The sequence below is a fragment of the Haloferax elongans ATCC BAA-1513 genome, assembly GCF_000336755.1.
In the GTDB taxonomy this organism is placed as follows: domain Archaea; phylum Halobacteriota; class Halobacteria; order Halobacteriales; family Haloferacaceae; genus Haloferax; species Haloferax elongans.
The window spans coordinates 547874-571351 of record NZ_AOLK01000011.1; the positions used below are offsets into that span (position 1 = coordinate 547874).

At 57.8% G+C, this 23478-nt stretch carries 19 protein-coding genes and 3 pseudogenes; 9 read left to right on the forward strand and 13 right to left on the reverse strand.

Going from position 1 to position 23478, the window contains the following annotated elements:
- Nucleotides 1-38 precede the first annotated feature (38 nt).
- Nucleotides 39-1421: a phage NrS-1 polymerase family protein gene (locus tag C453_RS05145; RefSeq protein ID WP_008323135.1), complete on the forward strand. Its 1383-nt coding sequence runs from the start codon at nt 39-41 to the stop codon at nt 1419-1421.
- Between the two features lie 30 nt (nt 1422-1451).
- Here the strand turns inward: C453_RS05145 and C453_RS05150 are convergent, their stop codons facing one another.
- Nucleotides 1452-2189 carry a sporulation protein gene (locus C453_RS05150; RefSeq protein WP_008323136.1) on the reverse strand — a complete coding sequence of 246 codons (738 nt, stop codon included), beginning with the start codon at nt 2187-2189 and terminating at the stop codon, nt 1452-1454.
- A gap of 142 nt (nt 2190-2331) precedes the next feature.
- Between C453_RS05150 and C453_RS05155 the strand changes: the two genes are divergently transcribed.
- Complete coding sequence (locus tag C453_RS05155) at nt 2332-3006, forward strand: PGF-CTERM sorting domain-containing protein (protein WP_008323137.1); 675 nt, start codon at nt 2332-2334, stop codon at nt 3004-3006.
- An 82-nt stretch (nt 3007-3088) separates the two neighbouring features.
- Here C453_RS05155 and gdhB read toward each other — a convergent pair whose 3' ends face one another.
- The 4 genes from gdhB to C453_RS05170 form a co-directional block, all read right to left on the reverse strand.
- Nucleotides 3089-4390, reverse strand: coding sequence for a glutamate dehydrogenase GdhB (gene gdhB, locus C453_RS05160; RefSeq protein ID WP_008323138.1), 1302 nt, complete (start codon nt 4388-4390; stop codon nt 3089-3091).
- 2 nt (nt 4391-4392) lie between these two features.
- On the reverse strand, nt 4393-4536 hold the full coding sequence (locus C453_RS19890; RefSeq protein ID WP_008323139.1) for a rubrerythrin-like domain-containing protein: 144 nt from the start codon (nt 4534-4536) through the stop codon (nt 4393-4395).
- Between the two features lie 126 nt (nt 4537-4662).
- Nucleotides 4663-7530 carry a bacterio-opsin activator domain-containing protein gene (locus C453_RS05165; RefSeq protein WP_008323140.1) on the reverse strand — a complete coding sequence of 956 codons (2868 nt, stop codon included), beginning with the start codon at nt 7528-7530 and terminating at the stop codon, nt 4663-4665.
- A gap of 218 nt (nt 7531-7748) precedes the next feature.
- A complete protein-coding gene (locus C453_RS05170) occupies nt 7749-8768 on the reverse strand; it encodes a hypothetical protein (RefSeq protein WP_008323141.1) in 1020 nt (339 codons plus the stop codon).
- 769 nt (nt 8769-9537) lie between these two features.
- Between C453_RS05170 and C453_RS20650 the strand changes: the two genes are divergently transcribed.
- From C453_RS20650 to C453_RS05175, 3 genes and pseudogenes are all read left to right on the forward strand, one after another.
- Nucleotides 9538-10200: a hypothetical protein gene (locus C453_RS20650; RefSeq protein ID WP_241430672.1), complete on the forward strand. Its 663-nt coding sequence runs from the start codon at nt 9538-9540 to the stop codon at nt 10198-10200.
- A complete protein-coding gene (locus tag C453_RS19500) occupies nt 10200-10970 on the forward strand; it encodes a hypothetical protein (RefSeq protein WP_241430673.1) in 771 nt (256 codons plus the stop codon). Before C453_RS20650 ends, C453_RS19500 begins: the two co-directional genes overlap by 1 nt.
- A gap of 577 nt (nt 10971-11547) precedes the next feature.
- Nucleotides 11548-12015 (forward strand): annotated as a pseudogene (locus tag C453_RS05175) (ArdC-like ssDNA-binding domain-containing protein); the annotation flags it as partial.
- A 53-nt stretch (nt 12016-12068) separates the two neighbouring features.
- Here C453_RS05175 and C453_RS05180 read toward each other — a convergent pair.
- From C453_RS05180 to C453_RS05210, 7 genes are read right to left on the reverse strand one after another with little or no spacing between them, the layout of a single operon-like run.
- Nucleotides 12069-12614 carry a DUF7261 family protein gene (locus tag C453_RS05180; protein ID WP_152418013.1) on the reverse strand — a complete coding sequence of 182 codons (546 nt, stop codon included), beginning with the start codon at nt 12612-12614 and terminating at the stop codon, nt 12069-12071.
- On the reverse strand, nt 12611-13057 hold the full coding sequence (locus tag C453_RS05185) for a DUF7262 family protein (protein ID WP_008323144.1): 447 nt from the start codon (nt 13055-13057) through the stop codon (nt 12611-12613). The genes C453_RS05180 and C453_RS05185 overlap by 4 nt, the downstream gene beginning before the upstream one ends.
- A complete protein-coding gene (locus tag C453_RS05190; protein WP_008323145.1) occupies nt 13050-13763 on the reverse strand; it encodes a DUF7263 family protein in 714 nt (237 codons plus the stop codon). Before C453_RS05190 ends, C453_RS05185 begins: the two co-directional genes overlap by 8 nt.
- Nucleotides 13756-14316 carry a DUF7266 family protein gene (locus tag C453_RS05195; RefSeq protein ID WP_152418014.1) on the reverse strand — a complete coding sequence of 187 codons (561 nt, stop codon included), beginning with the start codon at nt 14314-14316 and terminating at the stop codon, nt 13756-13758. Before C453_RS05195 ends, C453_RS05190 begins: the two co-directional genes overlap by 8 nt.
- A complete protein-coding gene (locus C453_RS05200; protein ID WP_008323148.1) occupies nt 14309-15061 on the reverse strand; it encodes a DUF7289 family protein in 753 nt (250 codons plus the stop codon). Before C453_RS05200 ends, C453_RS05195 begins: the two co-directional genes overlap by 8 nt.
- Nucleotides 15058-16977: a type II secretion system F family protein gene (locus C453_RS05205; protein ID WP_008323149.1), complete on the reverse strand. Its 1920-nt coding sequence runs from the start codon at nt 16975-16977 to the stop codon at nt 15058-15060. The genes C453_RS05200 and C453_RS05205 overlap by 4 nt, the downstream gene beginning before the upstream one ends.
- Nucleotides 16974-19292: a type II/IV secretion system ATPase subunit gene (locus C453_RS05210; RefSeq protein WP_008323150.1), complete on the reverse strand. Its 2319-nt coding sequence runs from the start codon at nt 19290-19292 to the stop codon at nt 16974-16976. Before C453_RS05210 ends, C453_RS05205 begins: the two co-directional genes overlap by 4 nt.
- Before the next feature lie 402 nt (nt 19293-19694).
- Between C453_RS05210 and C453_RS05215 the strand changes: the two are divergent.
- The 4 genes and pseudogenes from C453_RS05215 to C453_RS19895 form a co-directional block, all read left to right on the forward strand.
- Nucleotides 19695-20968: pseudogene (locus tag C453_RS05215) on the forward strand (eCIS core domain-containing protein).
- The gene (locus C453_RS05220; RefSeq protein ID WP_008323151.1) at nt 20965-21447 is read left to right on the forward strand and encodes an ankyrin repeat domain-containing protein; all 483 of its coding nucleotides are present in this window, start codon (nt 20965-20967) and stop codon (nt 21445-21447) included. The pseudogene C453_RS05215 and the gene C453_RS05220 overlap by 4 nt, the downstream one beginning before the upstream one ends.
- A gap of 68 nt (nt 21448-21515) precedes the next feature.
- Nucleotides 21516-22019 (forward strand): ankyrin repeat domain-containing protein, encoded by a 504-nt coding sequence (locus C453_RS05225; RefSeq protein WP_008323152.1) that lies wholly within the window; start codon nt 21516-21518, stop codon nt 22017-22019.
- A gap of 203 nt (nt 22020-22222) precedes the next feature.
- Nucleotides 22223-22309: pseudogene (locus tag C453_RS19895) on the forward strand (IS6 family transposase); the annotation flags it as partial.
- A 490-nt stretch (nt 22310-22799) separates the two neighbouring features.
- Here the strand turns inward: C453_RS19895 and C453_RS05235 are convergent.
- Complete coding sequence (locus tag C453_RS05235; protein WP_241430674.1) at nt 22800-23336, reverse strand: hypothetical protein; 537 nt, start codon at nt 23334-23336, stop codon at nt 22800-22802.
- Nucleotides 23337-23478: the final 142 nt, after the last annotated feature.

Here is a 23478-nt window from a genome sequence, read left to right on the forward strand (position 1 = left end):
AAACACCTTACTTGGGTGCCGTCAGACAAACGGTATCGATGACGCCACCACTCCCAACGCGGGCAGCCTTGCCGGACGAGCTTCTCGATAGACCGCAGTGGGTTGGCTGGCGCACACAGACGACCGGCGGCAACGAGACGAAAATCCCGCTGGACGTAAGCGGCGGCTACGCGTCAGCCACGGACGCCTCGACGTGGACGACCTTCGACGAGGCGCTGGCGTACGCGACGAACGGCGAGGCCGACGGCGTGGGATTCGTGTTCACCGACGATGACCCCTACGTCGGCGTCGCGCTCGATGCCTGCCGCGAGCGCGAGACGGGCGCGACCGAAGACTGGGCACAGGTCATCGTCGACCGGTTGGACTCCTACACCGAAGTCGACCTGGCGGGGACCGGGTATCACGTCATCGTTCACGGGTCGCTCCCACCGGGTGGTGACCGAACCGGCGGGTTGGAGTTGTACGAGCGCGCTCGCTTCTTGACAGTCACCGGCGACCGGGTGGACGAAACGCCGGACAGCGTCGCCGACAGGACGGCCGAACTCACGGCCATCTATCAGGCCTACGTCGAGTCGGGTGAGTCACCAGACGATCCGTCATTCGTCGATGCTGATAGCGAACCACCACAGTCGACGTCGCTGGCGTCCCTCGACGCGCCTGGCAACGACCTCTCGGACGAAGCGGTCGTCGAGCGGGCGACGAACACGGCGAACAGTTTGGAGTTCAGACGGCTGTGGGCTGGCGACGCCGACGCCTACGACAGTCGCGAAGACGCCGACAGCGCACTGTGTTCGATACTGGCGTTCTGGACGGGTGGCGACCCAGAGCAGATGGACCGGTTGTTTCGCGAGTCCGGGCTCTACCACGGGAAGTGGGACGAGGTCCACTTCGCAGACGGAGAGACCTACGGCGAGAAGTTGATTGCTCGCGCTCTCGAAGAGGCGACCGAGTTCTACGACCCGTCGGGATTCTCCAGTGCAGTCCGGCGGACGGCGTCGAAAGGCGAGCCGAGAGCGTCGGACTCCTCCGAGGAAGCGGGTCGCGACCGCAACCGCTCGGACGGGCACGACTACTCAGACGGCCACGACCACTCGGATGGCCACGACGGCACCCGAGACGTTGGCACAGCGTCAGCCGCGGACGCAGACGACACGGCGGGTGCACACTCGGATGACCATTCAGACACTCACTCCAGTGACCACTCCGGCGACAACTCAGACACTCATTCCGGTGACCACCCCGCCGACCGCGAACGCCGCCTGAACGAGTTGCAAGAGCGCGTGGAGTCACTCGTCGAGGAGAACGACCGATTACGCGACGAACTGGCAGAAGAACGCAGGCGACGACGCGAGTTGGAAGCGACCGACGACGAGGACGACGAGGACGGCGGTGGCTGGTCGCTGTTCGGCTGGTTCAAATAGTAACCGACGGTTTTCGGACGGTGCGCGCCGTCAGGCGTGTTTCTCGATGAGGCGTTCTAATTCCTCGCGCACCGTCGATTTATCCTCCGAGCGAATCGTCGTCTGAACCTTCTGTTCGTCCATATCGGTGAGTTCGCTCAAGAGCCCACCGCGGCGGTCGACTTCGAGGAAGAGCGTGAGTTCGTTCGGCCCCGGTTGGGCGACGAGTTCTATCTCGTCGAGTTTGCCGCGGAAGGGACCGGACGTCGTCCGGAATTCGAACTCTTGGACGAATCGCTGCTGGGATGTGTAGCGGCCGTAGGGGTCGGCCTCGCACTCTGCACTGTGCAGCGAAAAGCCGAGGTCGTCCATCGCGTCGAAGACGGCTTGGAGTCGCGGGGTCGGCTGCACGTCGAGGTAGTCTTTGTCTTCGGGGTCGACCGCGAGGTCGATGTCGAGTTCCGTCTCGATCCAGACGTCGATTTGACCGACGGTAATCGGCGTACTGTACGGGATGTCGATGGAGACTGGTCGTCGCTCTTCTTGACCGGGCTCGATAGTCAGCCCGTCTGCAAGGCTAACCCGACCGATATCGGCCTCTTGATACCCGTCTTCGGTTCGATATCGGGTTTCGATTTCGAACTGAATCGCGCCGACTTCCTGTTCGGCGTTTCCGCCCGTGATGTGGACTTCCGCGTCGATTGTCTCTCCTGGTCGGACCGTCTCGGAGGGGAGGACGGTGTCTACAGTGGCGTTGCCGATTCCGATGCTCGCGAGGACCTTCTTCATAGCTACGTCTGGATGTGTGCCCGTCAAGTGATATAAGCGTACGCGACAGTCCAGTGACGATGAGAGTCACTCGACTCGCCTCTGCATCGAAAACGAACAAATAGATGACTGTTTATAATCGTGCAGACGAATATCTCTCGTTATGGAACGTCCCCGCAGAAAGACAGCGGCCTTCGCCGGTCTCGCACTTCTCTTGGTTCTCGCTGGGTGTGCGCAGGTCACTGTCCACTCCGAAGTCAAGGCAAGCGGTGAGGTCGGTGAGCTAACGTATCAAATCAACATGTCCCGGACGGCCTACGGCTATCTCGAAGAGTCGGCTGAGGCAGACGGATACGACAGCGTCGAAGATTCGATTCTCGCCGATTTCAACGAGAGCGAGCAAGAGGACATCGAGTACACAGAAGAGTTCAACGGCGACGAAGTCACGCTGACGCTGACGCGTGAGAACTTCGTCCCCGACGGAAACAGCAGCATCAACGTCACGACGAAGGACGGACAGATAACGTACGAAGACACCACGTTCGCCAACGAGACGGCCGCTTCAATTGACGGGAGCGAAGGCTACTCCGGCGCGCTGTCTGGCGGATTCGCCGTCGACTACTATCTGACGATGCCCGGTGAAATCACCGACTCGAACGCCGACACCGTCGATGGCAACACTGCGGAGTGGCACGAAAGCGGCTCCGAAGCGTTCACCGACAACCGAATTTACGCCGTCAGCGAAAAGCCCACCCTCGGGTCGGTCCCCGGATTCGAAGCCGTGGGTGCGGTCGTCGCACTCCTCGTGTTAGGGCTGTTCCTCGCACGGCGACGATAGTCTTCGAGTTGCTCCCGGCGGTGCGATGATACACGAATTTCTTTTGGGGTATAACACGCAGCCCGTGTACTGAGTGCAGCCTCTACGGCCAGAGCCCTCGTGTCTCGTGGGCTGCTGCGATGCGCGACAGCGCCACGATATAGGCTGCATCTCGCCACGTCACGTCGTGGCGTTCGAACTCTGTCTGAACAGCACGCCACGCACGTTCCATCTCCGTCTCGAGTTCGTCGTACACACGCTCGAGCGACCACGCTCGTCGGTTGATGTCCTGCAACCACTCGAAGTAGCTGACCGTGACACCACCAGCGTTCGCGAGAATGTCGGGAATGACCGAGATATCTCGCGTTTCGAGGATAGCATCAGCCGTTGCGGTTATCGGCCCATTGGCACCTTCGACGACGAGGTCCGCCTCGATGTCCGCCGCGTTGTCCTGTGTGATGACGTTCCCGAGTGCAGCGGGAATGAGCACGTCCACATCGAGGGTCAGTAACTCGTCGTTCGAGATGACGGTGTCCGCGTCTCTCGTCACGGCCTCTGGCTCCTCGTCGTGAGACGGGACCGAGTCCGTGTCGATTCCATCTGGGTCGTACAGTGCACCGTTCACGTCACTGACTGCGACGATAGTCGCTCCCCACTCGTCGAGGAGACGGGCCGCGTTTGCCCCAACACTTCCGTAGCCTTGGACTGCTACGGTCGTCCCGTCGAGGTCGCGGTCGTAATATTCGCAGGCGAGTCTCGTGATGAGCGCAACACTTCGTCCGGGGGCTTCCTCACGGCCCTCGCTCCCGCCAACGATGGGCGGCTTTCCGGTGACGACGCCGGGAGTCGTCTCACCTTCTTGCATGGAGTACGCGTCCATCATCCACGCCATTGTCTGTGGGTTGGTCCCCATATCTGGGGCGGGGATGTCTTGATTCGGACCGATTATCTCGCGAAGTTCCTCTGTGAACCGACGTGTGAGCCGCTCTTTTTCCGCCTTTGACAGCTCTTTTGGGTTGACGGCGACGCCGCCTTTGGCACCCCCGAACGGGAGGTCCATCACTGCGCACTTCCACGTCATCCACATGCTCAGCCCCACACACTCGTCTCTCGTCACCTCAGGATGGTACCGCAGCCCACCTTTGTAGGGTCCTCTGACGCTATCGTGTTGTGCTCGATACCCGCTGAACACGTCGACGCTCCCGTCGTCGCGCTTGATGGGTACTGCGACCTCTTGTACTCGCTTTGGGTGCTTGAGTCGCTCGACGATATTGGGGTCGATGTCGAGAGACTCAGCAGCGTGGTGCAACTGTCGGCGGGCAGTTTCGAGCGCCGACTCCGACACCGGTGATTCTTTGGCCTGTTGTTCGGTGGCCTCACGACTCGCGTTCGAGTTTGACGACATTTTCACTCGAGTGGCGTCCGCCGATTTCGCATCGAAGCATTACAGTCAGGACACGTCATCGGGTGGGTTTCTGCGACGACGATAGTCCCACATTTGAAGCACTCATATGGACTCTCCTCGTCCGTCTTAGGTTCGACATCGTTCATGGTTGGGTCACGAGTGCCGCGGGGTTGGCTGGGGCACTCTGGGAGACCATAATAAGTGTATTAGGGAATAACAGCTGGTTGAATAACAAACCACACCGTGTACTACTGGTTTGTTAAATAACCCTCTCAGGGAGTCGTCACTGAGAGCGTGCTCTCTTCGAACAGTGTCGTAAACAGCTTTCGCTGGACGGTTCGGGCGTGTTTGTAAAACGCCGGTGGCGAAACCCCGAGTGTGTCCGCAACTTCCTCACCGCTATTTTCACGTGGCGATTCGAAGTACCCGCTGTAGTAGGCTGTTTGAATGACCTCTAACTGCCGGTCGGTCAGTTTTTCCAAAAACCGCGCGTAGAGGTCGTGTTCCATCGACTGGTCGAGTGACTGCTTCGCGCGCAGTTCCACGGACGTGAACGTCTCTTCGACGAGTTGTGTAATCGTTCGAACGTCGATACTCGTCGGGATGTCGATGACGAGAACCGTCGTCGTCGGGTCGGCAGTTGCCTCCTGGAAGACGACACCGTGGTCTGCGAGTTCGAGGGCGAAAAACGGCTGTGTGAGGCGCAAACGGAGGACTCCCTCGGTCCCATCTGCACTGATTTGCTGTACGTCGTCGATTGCGACCAACTGTGATGCCGTTTCGGCCACCTCGTCGATAGGGGCATCAGCAACCGTCACGAACACGTAGCTCCCCTCCGACGATTGCTGGACGCCGCCTTGGTACGATAGCGTACACGCTGCCTCCTGTGCAAGACGAGTGAGGACGAACGTTGGGTCAGTGATGGCGAACTCGACGCGCGTCATGGATGTCGTCAGAAGTGCGTTCTTTCGCTCGATTGCACTGAGTGCAGATGCAATCGTTTCTCCGAGTTCTGCGAGGACCGACTTACCAGTGTCACCGAATGCCTCCTGGGTCGGTGCGTACACCGTCAGTACCCCGTGAGTGAGGTCATTGTAGACGAGCGGGATACTCAGTACAGAGAGGTAATCCCGAGCGAGAGCGTCCTTGCGCCATGGTTCGTCTCGGAGGCCGGATGCGACGTTGCTCACCATCGTTATCTCCCGACTCGCTGCTGTCTTGCTGGCAGGTTCCGTCGCTGATTTGGTCATGGTGAACGTCTGACTGTCCAGATATCCTCTTTCACTGCCTGCCCATGCCTGTGGCTCCACGGTGTTTGTCGTTGAATCGACCGTTCCAACCCACGCGAACCGAAACCTATCGTCCGCGGTCAACAACTCACAGACGGTGTGATAAATCTCGTCTCGCGTTTCAGCCTGAACGAGTGCTTGGTCTATCTCTCGAATCGTCTCGTTGATTCGATTCAGTTCCGTGAGTTGCTTGTTCTGTCGCTGTAACGTCCGGTCTTGCTCACGGAGCCTCGATTCTCGGGTGACTCGGTCGAGGGCTGCCTCGGCTGTCGCTGCCAGGAGGTCCGCTAGTTCCCGAGTCACCGCTTCGAACGCGCCGACTTGTTCTGCCCCCGCGACGAACACACCGTGGTTTCCGAGGGGAATGTAAATCGCACTGCGAATATCTGTTGCCTCGTTTGCGAGACGGCTCGCTTCGTGGACGTCGTCGTACAGCAGTTCTGTCCCTTCGACGAAGCTGTAGCTCGGGAGGCTCTTACCGTCGGCACGGGCCGTTGGAAGTGGTCCGTTCAGTTCCCGCATCGCCCGCGAGTTCGCAACAGGCCGAAGGGCGTTCGTTTCTGCGTCGAAGAGGTAGACTGCACTCGCGTTTAGATTCAGCACACTTGCTGTGTCGTCGACGATTTGCTGTGCGATTTCTTGGTGTGTCTCGGCATACAGGAAGTCACGAGTCGTCTCGTGGAGGGTTGCGAGCGCCTCTTCGCGTCGTTTTCGTTTGGTAATGTCCCGACAGCTAATGAGCAGCGTCCCGTCTTGAATCGACACTTCGCGGACGTTGACTAAGAGCGTGTGTTCACGACCTGCCTTGTCGGTTGCCGTACACTCGATGTTTTTGAGGACGCCTTTGTCCGCAAGTTCGTCGCGGTCGAACAGGTCTTCACCGAGCAGTTCGTCGATAGTCCCCAGTTCGCGAATCTCTCTAGCCGTGTATCCAAATATGAAGTGCACGTTGGGGCAGACGTAGGTATACTCCCCAGATTCGTCCGTAATCAGGACCGTATCGGTCATGTTGTTCAGCGTGACCCGGTGGAGTTCCTCTGATTGTCGCAGGTCTCGTTCTAACTCGACTCGCTCAGTGATATCCACGCCTTCGACGACAATCGAAACGAGTTCGCCTTGTTCGTTCTCGACAGGGCGTACTGAGAGGTCGAAGACGCGGGGGTCGTCGAGATGCGGCGGTTGTGGGACGACGACATTTCCGAACGTACCGTCGAGCGCTCTCTCGGTGATTTGTCGTACTTCGGCCTGCGTCGTCTCGTCGTGTGTCCACCACGGAAGCGACCAGAAGGACTCGCCGACGAGCAGCTCGATATCCTCGTCGACCATCTCCTGTGCCGTCTGATTCACGCGAGCGAGTGAGCCGTCTGGGTCGAGAACCCACGTCGCCGTTCGCGAATCGTTGAAAATCGCGTCGAACTGTCGCGCCCGGTCACGCTGCGTCGACGCACGTCGTGCAGACCGAACTGCACGTTCTGTGCGGGTCAGCAACGCTTCGACCGCCGCTTCCATCGACCCAGACACGGGAACGTAATCAGTGACTCCTGCCCCAATCGCTTCGCTTGCAATCGTCTCGCTTCCAGACGCGGTACCGATAATCACCGGGAGTGCGGCCGTCTCAGTCCGGACTTCTTTGAGTAGGTCTACTCCCGTGGTCTCTTCGAGCGCGTACCCACTGACGAGACAGTCTATCGGCTGGGTCTGGAAGTGTTCGAGCGCCTCACTTTTGTCACGCACGCGCGCCACTGTTGCAGCCGTCTCTGATTCGAGTCTGCTTTCGAACTGGTCGAGCCACTCGCCCGTCCCGGCGAGCAAGACGGTTGCTGAATCGAGGATACTATCGGAACCGGCCATCATCCTCGAACTTGATTTGGAGTGGGCAGTCTCTCGGTCATTGGTCGTTAGTAACCAAACCAGCGAGAACTATGGCTGTTTGGTGCTCAACCCCTCCGCGAAGAGACCGCCCACTCGACTCGCCCGGTGGGTGCCGGTATCTAATCGATACGTGAACTATCTGACTCTCTGTTCTCACACCGCCGTCACCGCAAGCGTCACGTCGACCTTTTCCACAGTTACCGTCTCGAAAGAGAGGCGCGGTACCACGTCCCCGAAAACGACATCACTGCACCGTTCAGCGAGACGTATCCCGACTGCTCGGTCGGAATGTTGTCGGTCATCCCGAGTCGGTCGGTAATCGTCGTCAGTTCGTCAGACATCGAACCGCGCTCTTTGTATAGTCGCCCTGAGCCGATGTCAGTCGCCGTTTCGAGAATGGAAATCACACCGTCAGTGCTGTTGTCTGCGTCGAAGGTCGCGTCCACAACCGTCGAATCGACGTACGATTCCAGTTCTGCCTGTGAGGACGCAACTGGTTCGACCTCGAAGGTATAGCGGGTGAGTTGGACGGGACCACGTTCGGCGCGGGGGACAAAGTAGGCGTCACCCTGGTTCAGGTAGTCGAACGGTGCCGAGGGAACGAGTTCGCTCGCGTCGGGGTCCATCTGGTGGTGAAAAGTCGGGCCTCGACCGCCGAGTGGGCGCTCGTCGACATCGACAGCACCCGTGTGTCCCCAGACCGGTTCGAGAGCACGCTCGACGAGGAGTTGGTCCGTCTCAGAGAGCGAAGAAGGAGGTTCGGTAACGACAGTGTCTGACGAAGTCGGCGTTTCATCGACGAGGTCGAGATAAAACACCCACCGGGTCTCCGTGCTCTCAGTCCGTCCAGTCTCTGTCACCGAATAGTACGTCCCATCTCGTTCGATAAACTGCGGTTCCGGGTGCGTCGTCGTCCCGAACGAGCGGTCGTAGGCGAGTTGCCACTCGACGACATCGACGGTTTTCTCCTCGATGAGTGTGGCGACGATTTTGCGTTTATATGAGGCCGGATAGTCAATTGAAAAATGCGACGTGATTTGTGTTGGGTCCGCTTCGATAAAGGAATTCGTGAGTTCAGCCAGTGACTCACCAACTGGAAACGTACTGAACAGGAATTTCGTGCGGCGAACTGAGCCGAGGCATCCCGCAATCCCACCGATTCCGGATGCGATAGCGGCTTTTGACAGAAGACCGCGGCGGGTGAGATAATTAGTCACTGTAGTAACATTTTGGGCCGGATGATGGCATGAATGTTGTGACTGACGAGGGGTTCCTGTTTCCCAGAAAACATTTCATCGGGCGAATGTCAGGATACGGGTGGAGAACCGGCGGTCGCCAAGGACGAAGCGTCTCCCTCCCGCGCACAATCCAATCAAATCACTCTATCAAGACCATTCAAGATAGTTCTCAATTCTGATTGGTTCATCATTGGGTGAAAAATCCCCGAATGATGCAACTTCTTCACACTGTCAAATATGAACCACAACATACAAAATATAGTAAATAACTGGTTGCTTGAGTTATGGCAAAGAGCTGATTTTGAAGTCATTGAACGGGGTTGCGGATCAAGTTTGACCAACTGACGCCTGGTTAGTTTGCTAAGAGCTAGAGGAGTAGGAGCTAGCCATCCTTCCGTAATTAATAGTTGAAGAACATATGTGAACTAATTAAAAATAGAAGAACAGAAATGACATATCTGGTGAATCTAACTAGACCGGCAGTAGGTTCAGGATTTTTAGCACCACTCAATCTCCACCTAGCGAACTTTTCTGGGTAAATAAACATCAATACGGCTACCAACATAAAAACCGCCCCAAATATGCTTGCCATACAGAGGGGTTGGGGAGGAGGGAGGAAAATACTTTGAGTATAATTCCGCCATCATATTGGTGTAATAACCCGACAGAACGTCTTTTCACACATTATTTTAAAGGTGTCATCTGGCCATCAATTATATATTGGTCCGGTACTACAACCCAAATGCGTATGGTTAGAAATAGAGAAAGTAAAAATATTAAACACGAAGGTCAAGACGATGAACAGTCAATAATTAGACGTAGAAGGTTTATTCAAGGTGCCAGCGCTGCAGTAGGAGTGAGTGCAATTGGAAAATATGGTATTGAGAAGGTGTCTGCAAAAGGATCACGTAAGTACGTCGGAGTCTCATACGATACTAGAACACATATCACACAACGGAAATGTACTGCAGATCTCAATTACAAATCCGATGGTCAATTGAGTGGGATATTGAAAATTGCAGGTTATAATATTCCTGTAGGGAATGATGGAGAGGTAGAACCAAACTCCAACGACAATATGTGGTCCTACTGGGTAGAAAAAGACGGGAAAAAGTTCGAACAGGACGGACAAAAACTTCAAATTAGACTCCATTTCGACGGTGATCGAATGGTAGGATGGATGACTCGTCCTTCACAAGAGTTCGCAAAACTCAGCTTCTCAATGAACGCTGTAGATAATGGTGCAACTATGGATAAGGTAGAGAAAGCCCTTAATCCAAAGGACCTTTCTAAATTTGATAAAAACCCAAATATACCTAAAAAAGGAATCCCAAAAGAAACCTCAATGCTAAATATGAAAATGAAGCCTGAAAAATCAAATACTTATCTTAAAAAGAAAGGTGAAAAATAATGGCAGACAAAGATATCACAGTAGTCTCTGAGTTTCCTGATAGTGGTAGTGAGTCAATCGACACTGGTTCCGACGGTTGCATCCAAGATATTGAGCAAACAACTAAATGGGAATACGCGGCAGCAATCTCCGTTGAAGGAGACCGGGATGAGATCTATGTTGGAGATAGCGGTTATGTGGATATTCACATTCATGATATGTTCCCAAAACGTCCTTCAAACCTTTTAGGAGGTTGTTCGTTCTCGACTGGGGGAATCCCATTAGAACCCTCACCAGATTCAGTAACTTATACAATATCTGCTGGTGATGAAAGAATCAATCTCGCTGAACCGGTTCCGTGGCCAAACGACGGAGATCCAGATAACAACTATGCCGACTTAGCAGCACTCGCATTGGCTGTCGGTAGTGCGTCTGCACCTCCATGGGGTGCTCTCACTGCAACTGGTATCGGTGTTTTGCTTACCGGCGACAGGCCGGACCCAATTGAGTTCTCCCGTCCCCAGGGCTCTAAAGAAACGTACATGTGGGAGTACCTTCTAGATGGTACCTCAGGCCTGGATGGACTCCCAAATACTCGGGAGGAGACAGGCGGTGTCAAAGCTAGTATACAGAATGAAAGCCTTGGATCTGGTGAGTACACGGATATCTCTGTAGACACAGCCTTCACATTCCGAATTCCGTCTTTAGGGGGCTATTGTCCTTGTGAAGACTTTGTCTTAGTTAATGAGACTGCTGAGACTTCGTTCTTAGAGCTAGTTGAAGGCGAATAGGTTCGAAAATAAATAGTTATTTATTTCATTTCCAAATTTAGCGGACTGAAAGCTGGTGTATGACACTGTACGCACGCGATTAGGGACAACCCCAGCTCAGATCAGTTGTTGTATCCTACTCTCCGTCTGTCGCTGGTTTGACCTACTTTGGCAGATGGCGCCAGCGTGAGAAATCATCGCCCGACGCAGCTTATGATGACATGTCTCTGAGCTGTGTCACACTACCATCCCCTTTGCAACCCGTAGACTCTGTTTAGGTTCTCTTGCGCTTAGTGTAGTCGCTGTCGCTATTCACCCACCCCGCCGATTGACGTGAGAGTGTCCTACACGAACTCATCAATCTTGAGGTCAAATCCCTCTCTTTCGACTTTTCAGGATGTTAATTCGGTAGTTTTGCTAAATATTTGTAGTGAAAATCGGATTCCGAATTAACTGCCGTGACAAAAATCTAATCACACAGCGGGTATTCCTGAGGGTAGTAGATACCCGAATAGCCGTTAAATTCAGTAAAAGGATATTTGTAGTCTTTGTGCCCCTGAGTAGTGCGGGGCGCACCTTAACGGTGGCCTCGCTGATTCTGATGACAACGACAGAACCCACCCAGAGAGTGGTCTCGTTCGACAATCGCGAAACTCGTGATGACGAGATGCAGACCACGGCCGAAGAGTGGATTTCAGACCTCATTGCAGACACCGAAGACGCACACAACAGCGAGGCGTTCCAACAGTGGTTAGATATCCAGCGTCGCTTTCACGACTACTCCACCCAAAATAGTCTCCTCATTGCCCTGCAGTGTCCCCACGCCACCCACGTTGCAGGATACAGAACGTGGCAAGACGAATTCGACAGGCAGGTCTCGAAAGGAAAGTCTGCAATCTGGATTTGGGCACCGATCACCGCAAAAACGTGTCCCGTCTGTGGCGAGACGAAATCCAGACACGACGACGAGTGTACAAGCGACGGCGTTCCGTACGACGACTGGTCGACAGCGCTGCTCAGTTTCAAGTCAGTTCCCGTGTTTGATGTCTCGCAGACCGAAAGTGAGGCGTCGAGTACAAAACCTCAGACGAGTACAATACGTCGTAGCCCACCTCACTCTCACACCGCCGTCACCGCAAGCGTCACGTCCGTCTCGTGACGCGGCGTCGACACCACGACATCGACCGCCACAGCGACAACCGTCGTCTCCCCGGCGCGCTCCTGCACGACGACTCCGCGGTCGGCGACACAGGGACCGAAGGCTCGGTACGGACCGCTCGGACAGTTTCTGAGCGCCCATCCGCCAGCGGCGGAGTTGTTCGTCGTTACCGCCACCCCACCAGCACCTGTGTGGGCGCGTTCGATTCGCGCGAGGTCGGGGCCGAGTTCGTCCCTGAAGTCGGAGACGGCTGCCTGTCTCGCGCCCCAACTGTACCGCCCGGCGACGTGGGCAGTCGCGGCGTGAACCGCGTCCTCGGTCGCCGCCGAGATGTCCGAGAGTTCCGGTGCGTCAGCCGACCCGCCGTAGGCGAGTTGCGCGTGTGCGAAGACGAGCGCGAGGAGCGCGACGGCGACGACTGCGCCGGAGACCAAGACAAGTTGGCCGCGGTCTGCGGCGGTGGTGTCGCCGCCTCGCTTCAAACACGCTCGCCACCGACGACTCACGGGTACCACACCTCCAGCGTCGCCGTACACCGCGGGACGACGACCGACGCAGACCCGACTCGCGCGTCCGCCGGTGGTGGCGTTCCTGCCTCGCCAACGTCCGTCTGGATAGAGACGAACGCACCCGGTGAGACTCCCGATTTGGCGACCGTTCGCAACTGCGCGACGCGAGCGTCGAAGTCGCTTTCAGACGCGCACGCAACCCCGAGGAGCGTTCCGGGACCGTCTGCTGGCGCTTCAGCGACGAGTGCGGCGGCATCACGCGCTTGCTCGGCGAGCGGTGTGGACGATTGGTCCAGTGTCGCGGTCGGGTACTCGGGCGTCAGCGCGAAGCCCGCTGCGACGGTGAGCACGAGCAGCGTCGCAACCGCAGCCTCGATGACGGTCAGCGAGAGTTGGCCGCGACTCTCACCACTCGGCGAACTGAAGCCACGCTCACGCATCGACTGTCACCTCCACGCGAGTCGGCTGTCGCTCGATGATGGTTGCCGAGACAGTCACCTGCCCAGCCGGTGCTGGGCCAGTCGCTTCGACACCGACTGTTGGGTCGGCGTACGTCGAGACGTTCACTGTGTGGGTTCCTTCGACGCCGGTCGGTCTGTGGAGGACGACCCGGTCGTTGACGGTGACGGCCCGCACAGTGGTGCCGTTTGCTGGGTCGACGTCGATGTGAAGCTGGTCGGTCCGGCCGTCGAGACTCCCGCGACTGTCGTTGTCGATGGCGAACGAAATCTGGTCGGAACGCGTGCTGACGAGTCCGACGCCACGAGTGGCGGTCGTGCCTGTCGTGTTGTTGATGTCGCCGCGAGTTGCGACCACGTCGTCGTCGACGACGACGCGGAAGTCGGTTCCTCGAAGTGCTGGAATCGCCGACGCGAGTTTCGATGCATTGGTTTGGTTGACTCGCTCCGCAGAGAGTGTCCCGTCTGCCATGGTCAGTGGCGAATCGGTGACGAGCGCCGACGCGGCACTCTCTGCGTGGCGCTGTTCGAGCGGGTTGCCAGTCGCGTCCACGAGCGCTTGGTCCGCCAGAACGACGCTCGTGGTCGTCACCGCGGTCAAGAGAACCAGCGCGATAGCGAGGCCAGCGAGCGTCGTCTGTCCCCGGCACGAAGTGGGCTGGCTCAGGTGGCGGTGCTCTCTACTCATTGCCGTCCTCCACGCGGCTCGTATCAGGACCATTCAGCAGTTCGAGCGCCGTTCCGTTGTCTTCGGCGGTCACTCTGACAGCAGCGTCGCTTCCGCTGTCCCACGTCCCCGAGACGGAGACCGAATCTGGGAGCGAAACCGGAAGCTGCCGGTCGTACGCGTCTTGGGGGTGGTCGAGGACGAGCGCAGGTGTGGTAGTGTTCGAGTCAGAATCGAACGAGGTGTTCGAGACGTATCGAATTCGATAGCTATGGCCGCGAATCGACCGTGGAAGGTCGACGATAACGGTTCGGTGGCCACGAGTCACCGAGTCGGGGAGTCGAGCGGCCGTCTCGGTTCGCTCGACTGCGGTCGAGAGCGTCCTGTCGGCGAGTTCGTCGGCGACTGCATCTCGGTGGTCGGGCACGACACCGCCGAAGAGAACGGTCGTCAGCAAGCCCACGAACAGGACGACGACCGCTGCTTCGAGCGCCTTGCTGACGACGGGAACGACTGCGCGCTGGTCGGCTCGGAGTGAGGCCAACGATTGCCGTAGGGGCCGACGGTCAGCCACGCCGCACCTCCACCGTGAGGTCGTACTGGACGACCGTGAGCGTCTGGTCCGCCGGAAGCGTCACCACGACGCTTGGAACGCCATCGCCGTCGAAGTCAGACCGTGTCGTGTCGAACCCGCGTCGTTCGTAGGCTCGCTCCCACGCGGTGGGTGCGGCGGTTTCGACGGCGACGGTGTAGGTGTCGACCGGACGCTCACTCACGGTTCGTGTCGTTTGCGTCTGGAGTTCGGTTCCGGCGTCGAGACCGCCGCCATCGCTCGACGAGGCGTTCAGCACTGGGAGCGGGAGAAACGCTGCGTCGCCCGCGCTGGAGAGAGGCACAGGTGTCACGAGCTGTGCGTTTTCACCCGTCCCACGTACGACGGCACCGCCCACGAACGCGACTCGGTGGCTCCCGATAGTTGCGACGTAGCCGTCGGCGTCGTAGGTTCGGTTCACGCCGCTGTCGGCGATGACTCGGACCGTTCGATTCACACGGACGAGGTTGCCGTCGGTGACGCGCATGGGGTACGCGCCGTCTTCACTTGCAAACGTCCCGTCTCTGAGTGATTCGAACCCGTCCGCTGCGGCACCGGCGTCTGCCGAGGTGCGCTGAGCGTCGACGAGGCCGCCGACGCTCGCGGTCACGAGACCGATCGCGACGACGCCGATGCCGAGTAGGAGCGCGACACCGACGACGTTCGACTGGGCGCGGGTCTCGCTTCTCGAACTCGCTGTTCGGGTTCGACTCGTCGGGCCGGTCATATCAGACCGACCCCCGCGTACACGACGTAACAGGCAGTGACGAGGATGGCAGAGTGGAGTAGCGCTTCGTAGCGGCCGCGACTCGCCGTCCCGGCGAACCACCCGGACGCGAGCATCGTCGCCTGTGTGACGACGTACATTCGATAGCGGTCGCGGGTCAGGTCGACGGCATCGGCGTCGATAGCGAACGACCCCGAAGACGAGAGTGTGGACAGTTGCGCGAACCCGTCGAAGACGTGGACGTTGACGGCGACGGTGATGCCGACGACCAAGAGCGCGGTCGTCCATCCGACCGCGACGTAGACGAGTAGGCTCGACCGAAGCGCCCGTTTTTCGTGGTAGAGGCGGCCGATTTCGCTCTGGAGCGTGTCGAAGACGGTTCCCGTGTCGCTGCCGCCATCGAGCGCCCCGACGACGAGGCCAATCGTCTGTTCGGCCATCGGCGTCCCAACTCTATCGACAAAGCGTTCGAGCGCGGCGGTTCGGAGGTCGACGTCCGTTCCTGCACTCGGTGCGGTCAGTCGTAAGTTGAGCGCGAGGTCGGCCACGTCGGGGTCGAGCGGTCCGAGGTCGACATCCTGCCCGACGTGCTCGACGGCCGCAGCGAACGGCCGACCGAGACTGACGTGTCCCGACACGGCGTGGACGAAGTCTTTCAGTTCACGGTCTTTCGCGTCGTCGATGCGGGCGCGTCGGACGCCGACGAGACCAACGGGAAGCGCGTACGCCACGTACCCGGTGAGAGCCATGCCAAATGCGTCGACACCGACGAGTGCGGCAGCAACGCTGACGACGAGCGCCGGACCGACGAAGACGACTGCGGCGCTCGCTGGATTCGTCGTCGCTGTTCCGAGTAGTTCGAGAGTCTCGCTCGGCCTCTCGTACTCGACTGACTGGTCCGGCGGACGCAGGCCAGCGATGAGGATGCTCGCCGCGAGGCCGACGCCGACGATGAAGAACGCGCTCGCGTAGACGACCACGCCGCGGACTGTCGTCGTTCCGAGCGGCGTGACGACGGGTGCAGAGAGTCCGGGCGCAATGACGCTCATCACCGTGAGGACGATGACGAGAAGCGACGGGAGGACGAGCAGGACGATGAACAGTTCCGCGAGCAGTTCGAGAAAGCCCTCGGCACGGTCGCGAGCGCGGGCCTGTCTGTGTCCGAGCATTCTGCTCTCCATGCGGAGGTAGTTCCGGAGGGCGTCGTCACCCTGTCCGGCGTGCTCGCGGAACTTCAGGAGGAAGGGCGCGAGCATCCCTTCCGAGGGCGTGTCGCGGGCGACACGTCTGAGCCCTTCGTTCACGTTGCCGGTCAGCGAAGCAGTGTTGAGGACGCTCCGAAACGCCACGGCCGACTCGCCGTACGCGTCAGTTTCCGCGACACGGCGGAGCATCTCCCGTGGACCGTCACTCCCCGATGCGAGGACGTGGAGATAGCGAACTGCGCCGGGAAGTGTCCGCTCGATGTTCTCTCTGCGTGCCGTGGCCCGCCAGCCGAGGTACCGTCCTGCGACGGTGAGGACCACTCGCCGAGTGAGTACCGCAGTCACGAGCGCGGCCCCTGCCGCGATTGGCGTTCGCGGGACGACCGGAACCGGGACGCGGTCGAAGAATGGAACGACTGCGCGGAGCAGGTCCAGTACTGCATCGACGGCCGCGTCCGGAATCGCCATCGCGACCAACAGGGTTGGCAATGCGACGAACAGCCCCGTCGCCCACGCGAGCCCGTAGGTGCGAGCGAGATAGAGGTCGAAGCTGATTCGGAGGTCAGTGCCGCGGTACCGACGCCGGTCTCGGTCGTGTCTGTCGGCGTCGGCGTGTCGGGCGAAGAGTGCGTAGAGCGCCCTGTCGAACACCGAAAGCGACCGAATGCGCGAGACACGCCGGTCGTCGATGGAGGTGTCGAACCCAGTCACGGTTCACCAGCTGTAGTGTCGCCACTGTTCTCGTCGGCGCGTTCGGCCATCCGGCGACGGACGCGTTCTACGGTCGCCGCCTCGTCGGTTCGGAGGTCCGAGAGGAACCCGAACAGTTGGTCGACGTTGCTCACGTCTTCTCGAACGAGGTATTCCACGTAGCGGTGTTTGCGGTGGAACTCGCGCTCGACGGCCTCGACGTCTCTGTCCGTAGCGTTCGCGAGACGATGGAACAGACGGAGGCCGACGCGTCGGTGGTCGTCGCCGAGCTGTGGGTGTTCGTACGAGAGGTCGAACGTCCCATCTGGACGGCGGCGTGCGATGGTGTTCCAGTGGAGTTTTCGACCGTCTTTCTCGACGACGCCGCGGCGACCCCACGTCTCGTCGAACTCCGATTCGGGAACGAGTTCGACGACTTCGGAGACGTATCGCTCGCCATCGACTTTGTGCGGGAAGACCACGAGGTCGAGTTCGCGGAGGAGGTACGGCGGAAGCCCCTGTTCGATGACGCGGTTGACGAGCGTTTCGATGTCCGCAGCGTGAGTTGTTCCGATGACACCGTGGCCGGTGTTCAGCGTCTCGGCGAACGTGGCGAACGACTCTGGCGTGTTGATTTCGGCGATGACCTCGACGTCCGGGTTCAGGTAATTCGCCTCGGTCATCAGGTCAGCCATCGAGACGCGTTTGAACTCGGATTCGTGGTCGCGGGTCGTCAGCGAGATACCCGTCTCGTGCGGGAGGTGGACTTCGCGTGAGCCCTCGTCGATGCTGATTGGGCGGTGGTCGTAGGGGATAAACGGCATGTGCGCGTTCATCAATGTCGTCTTCCCAACACCCGTCGCGCCCGAAAACAGCACGACGCGGTGGTGCTCGTAACACAGCCACAGCAGCGTTACGAGTTCGGTCGACAGCGACCCGCCTTCGACGAGGTCCACGGGCGTCAGCACGTCTTTCGACTGCTTTCGAATCGAGACGTGCGGACCGCCTTCGGAGATAACCGGGAGTGCGACTGCACAGCGAATCGTCTCGTCGCTCTCGGTCGCCGTCGAGCCATCGACTTCACCGGGTCGGAGGTTGACCTTCGCACTCGGGTTCGAGGCGTTCAACTCCACGCCGTCGGCGGCGGCGAGTTGGGTCACGACGTTGGTGAACTCCGTCTCGTCTTCGAACGCGAGGTTCGTCGGCACGCGGAGGCCGCCGCGGCCGGTCACGTCGGCTCGCGGGATGACCTTCACGCGCTCGCCGACGCGGTTAGCCTCGATGTCTTCGAGGTTCGGGTCGCGGATTGGAATCGTCAGGATCCCCTCGCCCACGTAGTCCCGGAGGACGTAGTACACGAGGTCGTCGAGGCGGTCCTGTGCGAACCGGCGGTCGACCGGCGGCAACGCGAGTCCGTACTCCGAAAGCGCCGTCCTGAGTCGGAATCGCGTCGCGTCCACCCACGCCTTGGTGTTGCGGGCGGTGAGTTGCCGCGAGAGGAACTCACGCGCACGGTCGCGGACGAACCCGATTCGGTCGGCAACCACGTCGTCGACGTTGGCTTCCCAGATGCGCTCTTTACAGGCGTCGATGAGGTCCGTGTCGCCGGGGACGAGGTCGGGTTCGAGGACCGCGTACTTCGTCGCGAATCGGTCGTCGCCGAGGAGACGGTCGCGGTAGACGACCACGTCCACGTCGTACCCGGCGAACGGGACCGTGTAGTGTTGAACGCGCTCTGCGGCGATACGGTCGGAAAACGCCACGTCGGAGTCGAACGCGGTCGTCGCCGGGGCGAAGTTCTCGGTGTGGACGACGAGTCGCTCGGTGCCGTCGCCTCGACCGGCGTCGACGACTTCGATTTTCTCGTCGAGCGCGAGCGGCGTCACGTCGCCGAGCAATCGCAGGTCGGCGAGGGTGTGATACTCGACGCGCCGTCGGGCGGGTGGCGAGAGGTCGAGCAGCCGGTCGAGAACGCGTCGATACTTGGGTGACAGTCCGTCTGCTGCGCGCTCGGCCGCACCCTCACGAGTGAGCGGGCGGCGGCGCGTGACCGTCGAGAAGTGGTCGCGGACTGTTTCGAGTGCCCGGTGTTCTCGAACACCGAGTACCGGCTCCCGCACGTCGTAGTCGAACCCGTGGTCGGCGTCGCTAATCGTGACGACCGTATCGGGAGCGACTTCGTACTGTGCACGGACGTTCGGCGCGTACCACGCTGCCGGGTCGTCCGGCGGCACTGGCGCTGGAACGGCATCCTCCTCGTTGGGTGTCGAGGGGGTGCCGAATTCGAGGGTCGGAGTGGGTGGCTCCGTCCCGTCAGACTCACCTTGGGTAGGCATACTACACGGGTTGCTAGGTTTTCGTATTTAATAATTAGCTGATAGAGGTCGCTGTCGATACCGCATCTGTAAAACCGGTATACGAGATGATTCGAGGGACTAAGGCGAGTGTTTTGGATTAATTCCCGTGACCCGGGACGATTACCTACTATTGGTAGATACTGTTAAGATTATCAGAACTTGGATTGTGGTCGAGATAGTCGAGTCCCGTTCGCTACCAGATTGGTGTGAGAACTGTGGAGTGCTGTGAGTGAATACAACTCACCTACTCCTCAAGCCCCCACCCAAAGCAATTCCCCCGTTGGTCGCGCAATCCAGAATCAACCGCTCTCATAGATATATTTTGAGACATCATTCAAGCAACAAATAACATATGGGTAGGACATCATGTCAGTGATACGAATGGGATTTCGCTCTGCGAAAGGGAAGACGAGCGAGGGTCAACAGTCCTCGACTGTCCCGTCGATTCAGGAGCTGACAGGCGGGTCAGACCGCAGCCGTGGTGGTGGTTGTGAGTCACTACCAGTACAAGACAGTGAAGCTGGGTTCGGTCTTGAAGCGTATCGCCCCGGAATGGGCGTCCAGATTCAACGCCTCGTCGAGAGTCACGGCGCGAGCCAGGTTCGGCAGTGGGCCGACGAAGGCATGACTGTGGACACGATGGGAAAACCGCGAGACATGCGCGCGTTTCGTGAACGCCAGCAGGAGCGCTCTGCTGAGGTTCCGAAAGATATCGAACGCGGAATGCGAAGTCAGTCCAGCGCAGTCGCAACGCACACCACGAGGCGTCGAAAGCCGGTGACGCACAAGTGCCCGACTCGGTTCGGGATGTGATTTCCTCGCCCGGCCAGCAACTCGACACGAGCATCCAGCGAGAGATGGAAGAGCGAATGGGGGACTCACTCGGTGATGTGCGGATTCACACCGGACCGAGTGCTGCGAAAGCGTGTGACGACATCAACGCGCGGGCGTTCACCGTCGGCAACCACATCGCGTTCAACCACGGCGAGTACGACCCGTCAAGTGCTGAGGGACAGCACGTGCTGGCCCACGAGTTGGCACACGTTCGCCAGCAAACTGGCGGCGCGGTGTCGATGCTTCCACAGAAGGGCGAGTTGGAAATTGACCCCGATGAGCGGTTGGAACGTGAGGCTGAGGAGACCGCCGAGCGTGTGATGCGCGGTGGTGAACTCGGGATTTATCGGATACGGAAGTCCGAGGTGCATGTTCAGCGATGGAAAAACCAACCGCGTGACGCTATAGGGCGGTTCGACGAGAAGGACCAGAAACAGTACGATGGGAAAAAATACGGTAGGAGAAAGCGTCCGCCGTATGCCCCCGGCCAGGTAGAGACTGTATGGAAACAAGCTGATCAAGAAGCTAGTGAACTCCCCGATGGGCAGGTCCCAGATCCATTTGAACCGTGGCGGATTTTAGAATGGGATGGCGGCAATAGAAAGGGAGACTGGGAGATGGGTCACAAACCAGGAAGAGAATATCAGTACCTAATAGAGTATTATTTACAAGGAGTAATATCTGAAGAAGAATTTGTTCGAGAGTACCAAGACCCCAGTCACTATCACCCGCAACATCCAACAACCAATCGAAGTGGTCAATACGACCGTGAAGGCGAATACTGGATACAGAAGTGGGGAAAACTTGGGGGTGACCAATGACTGATACAGACGACATCTACCAGCACTCGGACTTGGAGGTTGCAGTCATACAAAACGACATCGAGCGGTTTCACGAACTGATTGAGGATACTGAGCTAGGTCATCGCTCAGACAACGGGAGTACACTATTACATAAAGCTGCAAGCGTCGGAAATGATCAGATGGTGGAAGAGCTTCTTAGCCACGGCATCAACCCAGACATCCAAAATCAAGGTGGGAAAACAGCACTCCACTTGGCGGTTGATGAGGGCCATAGAAACGTAATAAAGACGCTTGTGTTAGGGGGTGCTGACCTCAACATCCAAGATAACAGTGGAACAGTCCCGATACTCAAGCTAATTTATCGGGGTGATGTGGAGTTAGCGACACTGATGGTAGAGAATGGGGCAGACCCAGAGATAGAAACTGATGGTGGTGTCTCGCCTCTCGATATCGCAAAGAACATCGAAGCGACTGAGATGATTGAAGTTCTGCGTTAGCGAGTGCAGTAAGCAGTGCATATACTGATGGCGTCTTTGATTACGGCTTCGGCTAGGTTACGTTCGATATGAGCGACGACCAAGGAGAAGATGACATCTACATCCATACGGACTTGGAAACAGCAATCATTCAAGGGGACAAGGAGCGATATGATTCGCTGATTGAAGACGCTGATGTCCAACACAGGTCCGATAATGGAAGCAATTTACTCCATAAAGCGGCCTTTTCTGGAGAAACTGAAATTGCCTCTGACCTTATTGAACGAGGTGTAGATATAGATGCCCAAGACGATGAAGGGTCAACACCGCTCCATAGGGCATTAAATGTCGAGAATTACGAACTCGCAAAACTGCTTGTCGAGAGTGATGCAGATCTGAATATCGAGGACGTACATGGAAACCAGCCGCTTTGGAGGGCTGTTTTCAAAGCGAACTACGAACTGACCAAATTACTCTTGGAACACGGGGCAGACCCAACCCATGAAAACAACGTTGGAGAGAGTCCACTGAGTATCGCTCAGGATGCTGATGCGGAAAAGTTCATTCAGCTTCTTGACCCAGACTCACAGTAGGCGATGTTCTGAGTCCTATGGCTGAGATAGAAATCAATTCAGATACGATCGTTTTCGACACAGACAGCGTCGTTGTTCGACATCCGGTAAAGAAATCGTTACAAAAGGACGATGTCTTGATTGTCCTTCTGGATGTTCCAAGTGGGAGGCACTGTCTAGTTAAGCCAGTTTGAGGAACGAGCAGGTCGTTGAGTGTGTTTGGGATGAAGCTCGCAGACCTGCTCAGCGAGTGCTTTGCGACGGATTTAGAAGAAACTGCGGAGCGTGAGCGGACGGCGAGGTCGACGAGACTGCTGCCACAGTCACTGGCGAGTGGTCTCGGTGGGACGCTGCAATAGACCACGGTCCTGTTGGTGACCACCTGAGCGAAGCATCAACTTGTCTGTCTGGTGGGCCGCTTCTTGTATCGGTAATCGACGTATAAACGGAGGAACCCAAGAGGAGTAATCAAGAAGAATATGTAGGTGTTCGTCGCAGTAATCTCAACCACGCTAACGTGGTCTAGCGTAGCTAATACAACGACTGCGGCGAGAATACTGTCGACCACTCGTCCTGGGCGTGTTTCAGAGAGGACAGTAGCCATATATTCAGGTGCAGTCTAAGAGCACTAAAAGTGACATTGTCTAGTTAACTACCAACTCGCGAAACTGCTTGTCGGGAGTGGTGCGGGCCTAACGAAAGAAATCAATTCAGATACAATCGGTTTCGACACAGACAGCGTCGTTGTTCGACAGCTAGTAACCAAATTGGACGCAACGAGTGTGGTCGAACACTCCCTCCTCAGTTGCTGTCCGAAGCGAACTGAATCTCTTCGTAGCGACTGGTTTCTATCGAACCGCCCTCCGCAAATTCTGTCTTCGCGATAATCGTAACTGGAAACTCAGGCCGTGACTCGAACGAAAGAGTCCCCGCGAGCCCACTCTGTTCAGTCCACTGTTGCTGCCACTGGTCGACAAAATCGTCGATGACGAGATGGACCGTCGTTTGCTTCGTTCCCGAGACATGGTATCCCCCAAAGTCTACTCGTGGGGACACCAACAGCTCCACAGTTTCGTTCTTCTCGACGAGGTCCAGGATGAACACCGTCTGCGTGATACCAGATGGAACTCCGTTCCAGATGGTACTCGACCGCACGTGGTGGTGGGTCGTTTTCTCAGCCTCGCGTTCGCCAACCACCCCTGAACAACCCGCGACAGCTATCGGGGTGGATGCAGCGATGCCACACAAAAAATCACGTCGACGCATTTCTATTTCCGGTATTCTAGTTAGCAAGTTATCATTTCCTATTTGGACGACGACAGGCTCTCGCCACTCCATTGATTGAGAACTATCTCACACCGGCTCCACAGTAGTCGCAATTCTACCTGCTGAACAAAGTGGTACGCCCCTGCGGGGCTATCTCAGCAAACAAAGCTATACTATCTCTATGACAACCAGCCAGAACATGAACAGTCAAGAA

Coding starts and splice junctions, on each gene's coding strand:
- C453_RS05235 (WP_241430674.1), bottom strand. CDS start 23,336: ATGGAGTGGCGAGAGCCTGTCGTCGTCCAAATAGGAAATGATAACTTG.
- C453_RS05165 (WP_008323140.1), bottom strand. CDS start 7,530: ATGGCCGGTTCCGATAGTATCCTCGATTCAGCAACCGTCTTGCTCGCC.
- C453_RS20650 (WP_241430672.1), top strand. CDS start 9,538: ATGGTTAGAAATAGAGAAAGTAAAAATATTAAACACGAAGGTCAAGAC.
- gdhB (WP_008323138.1), bottom strand. CDS start 4,390: ATGTCGTCAAACTCGAACGCGAGTCGTGAGGCCACCGAACAACAGGCC.
- C453_RS05150 (WP_008323136.1), bottom strand. CDS start 2,189: ATGAAGAAGGTCCTCGCGAGCATCGGAATCGGCAACGCCACTGTAGAC.
- C453_RS19500 (WP_241430673.1), top strand. CDS start 10,200: ATGGCAGACAAAGATATCACAGTAGTCTCTGAGTTTCCTGATAGTGGT.
- C453_RS19890 (WP_008323139.1), bottom strand. CDS start 4,536: ATGAACGATGTCGAACCTAAGACGGACGAGGAGAGTCCATATGAGTGC.
- C453_RS05155 (WP_008323137.1), top strand. CDS start 2,332: ATGGAACGTCCCCGCAGAAAGACAGCGGCCTTCGCCGGTCTCGCACTT.
- C453_RS05220 (WP_008323151.1), top strand. CDS start 20,965: ATGACTGATACAGACGACATCTACCAGCACTCGGACTTGGAGGTTGCA.
- C453_RS05145 (WP_008323135.1), top strand. CDS start 39: ATGACGCCACCACTCCCAACGCGGGCAGCCTTGCCGGACGAGCTTCTC.
- C453_RS05185 (WP_008323144.1), bottom strand. CDS start 13,057: ATGCGTGAGCGTGGCTTCAGTTCGCCGAGTGGTGAGAGTCGCGGCCAA.
- C453_RS05225 (WP_008323152.1), top strand. CDS start 21,516: ATGAGCGACGACCAAGGAGAAGATGACATCTACATCCATACGGACTTG.
- C453_RS05200 (WP_008323148.1), bottom strand. CDS start 15,061: ATGACCGGCCCGACGAGTCGAACCCGAACAGCGAGTTCGAGAAGCGAG.
- C453_RS05190 (WP_008323145.1), bottom strand. CDS start 13,763: ATGAGTAGAGAGCACCGCCACCTGAGCCAGCCCACTTCGTGCCGGGGA.
- C453_RS05210 (WP_008323150.1), bottom strand. CDS start 19,292: ATGCCTACCCAAGGTGAGTCTGACGGGACGGAGCCACCCACTCCGACC.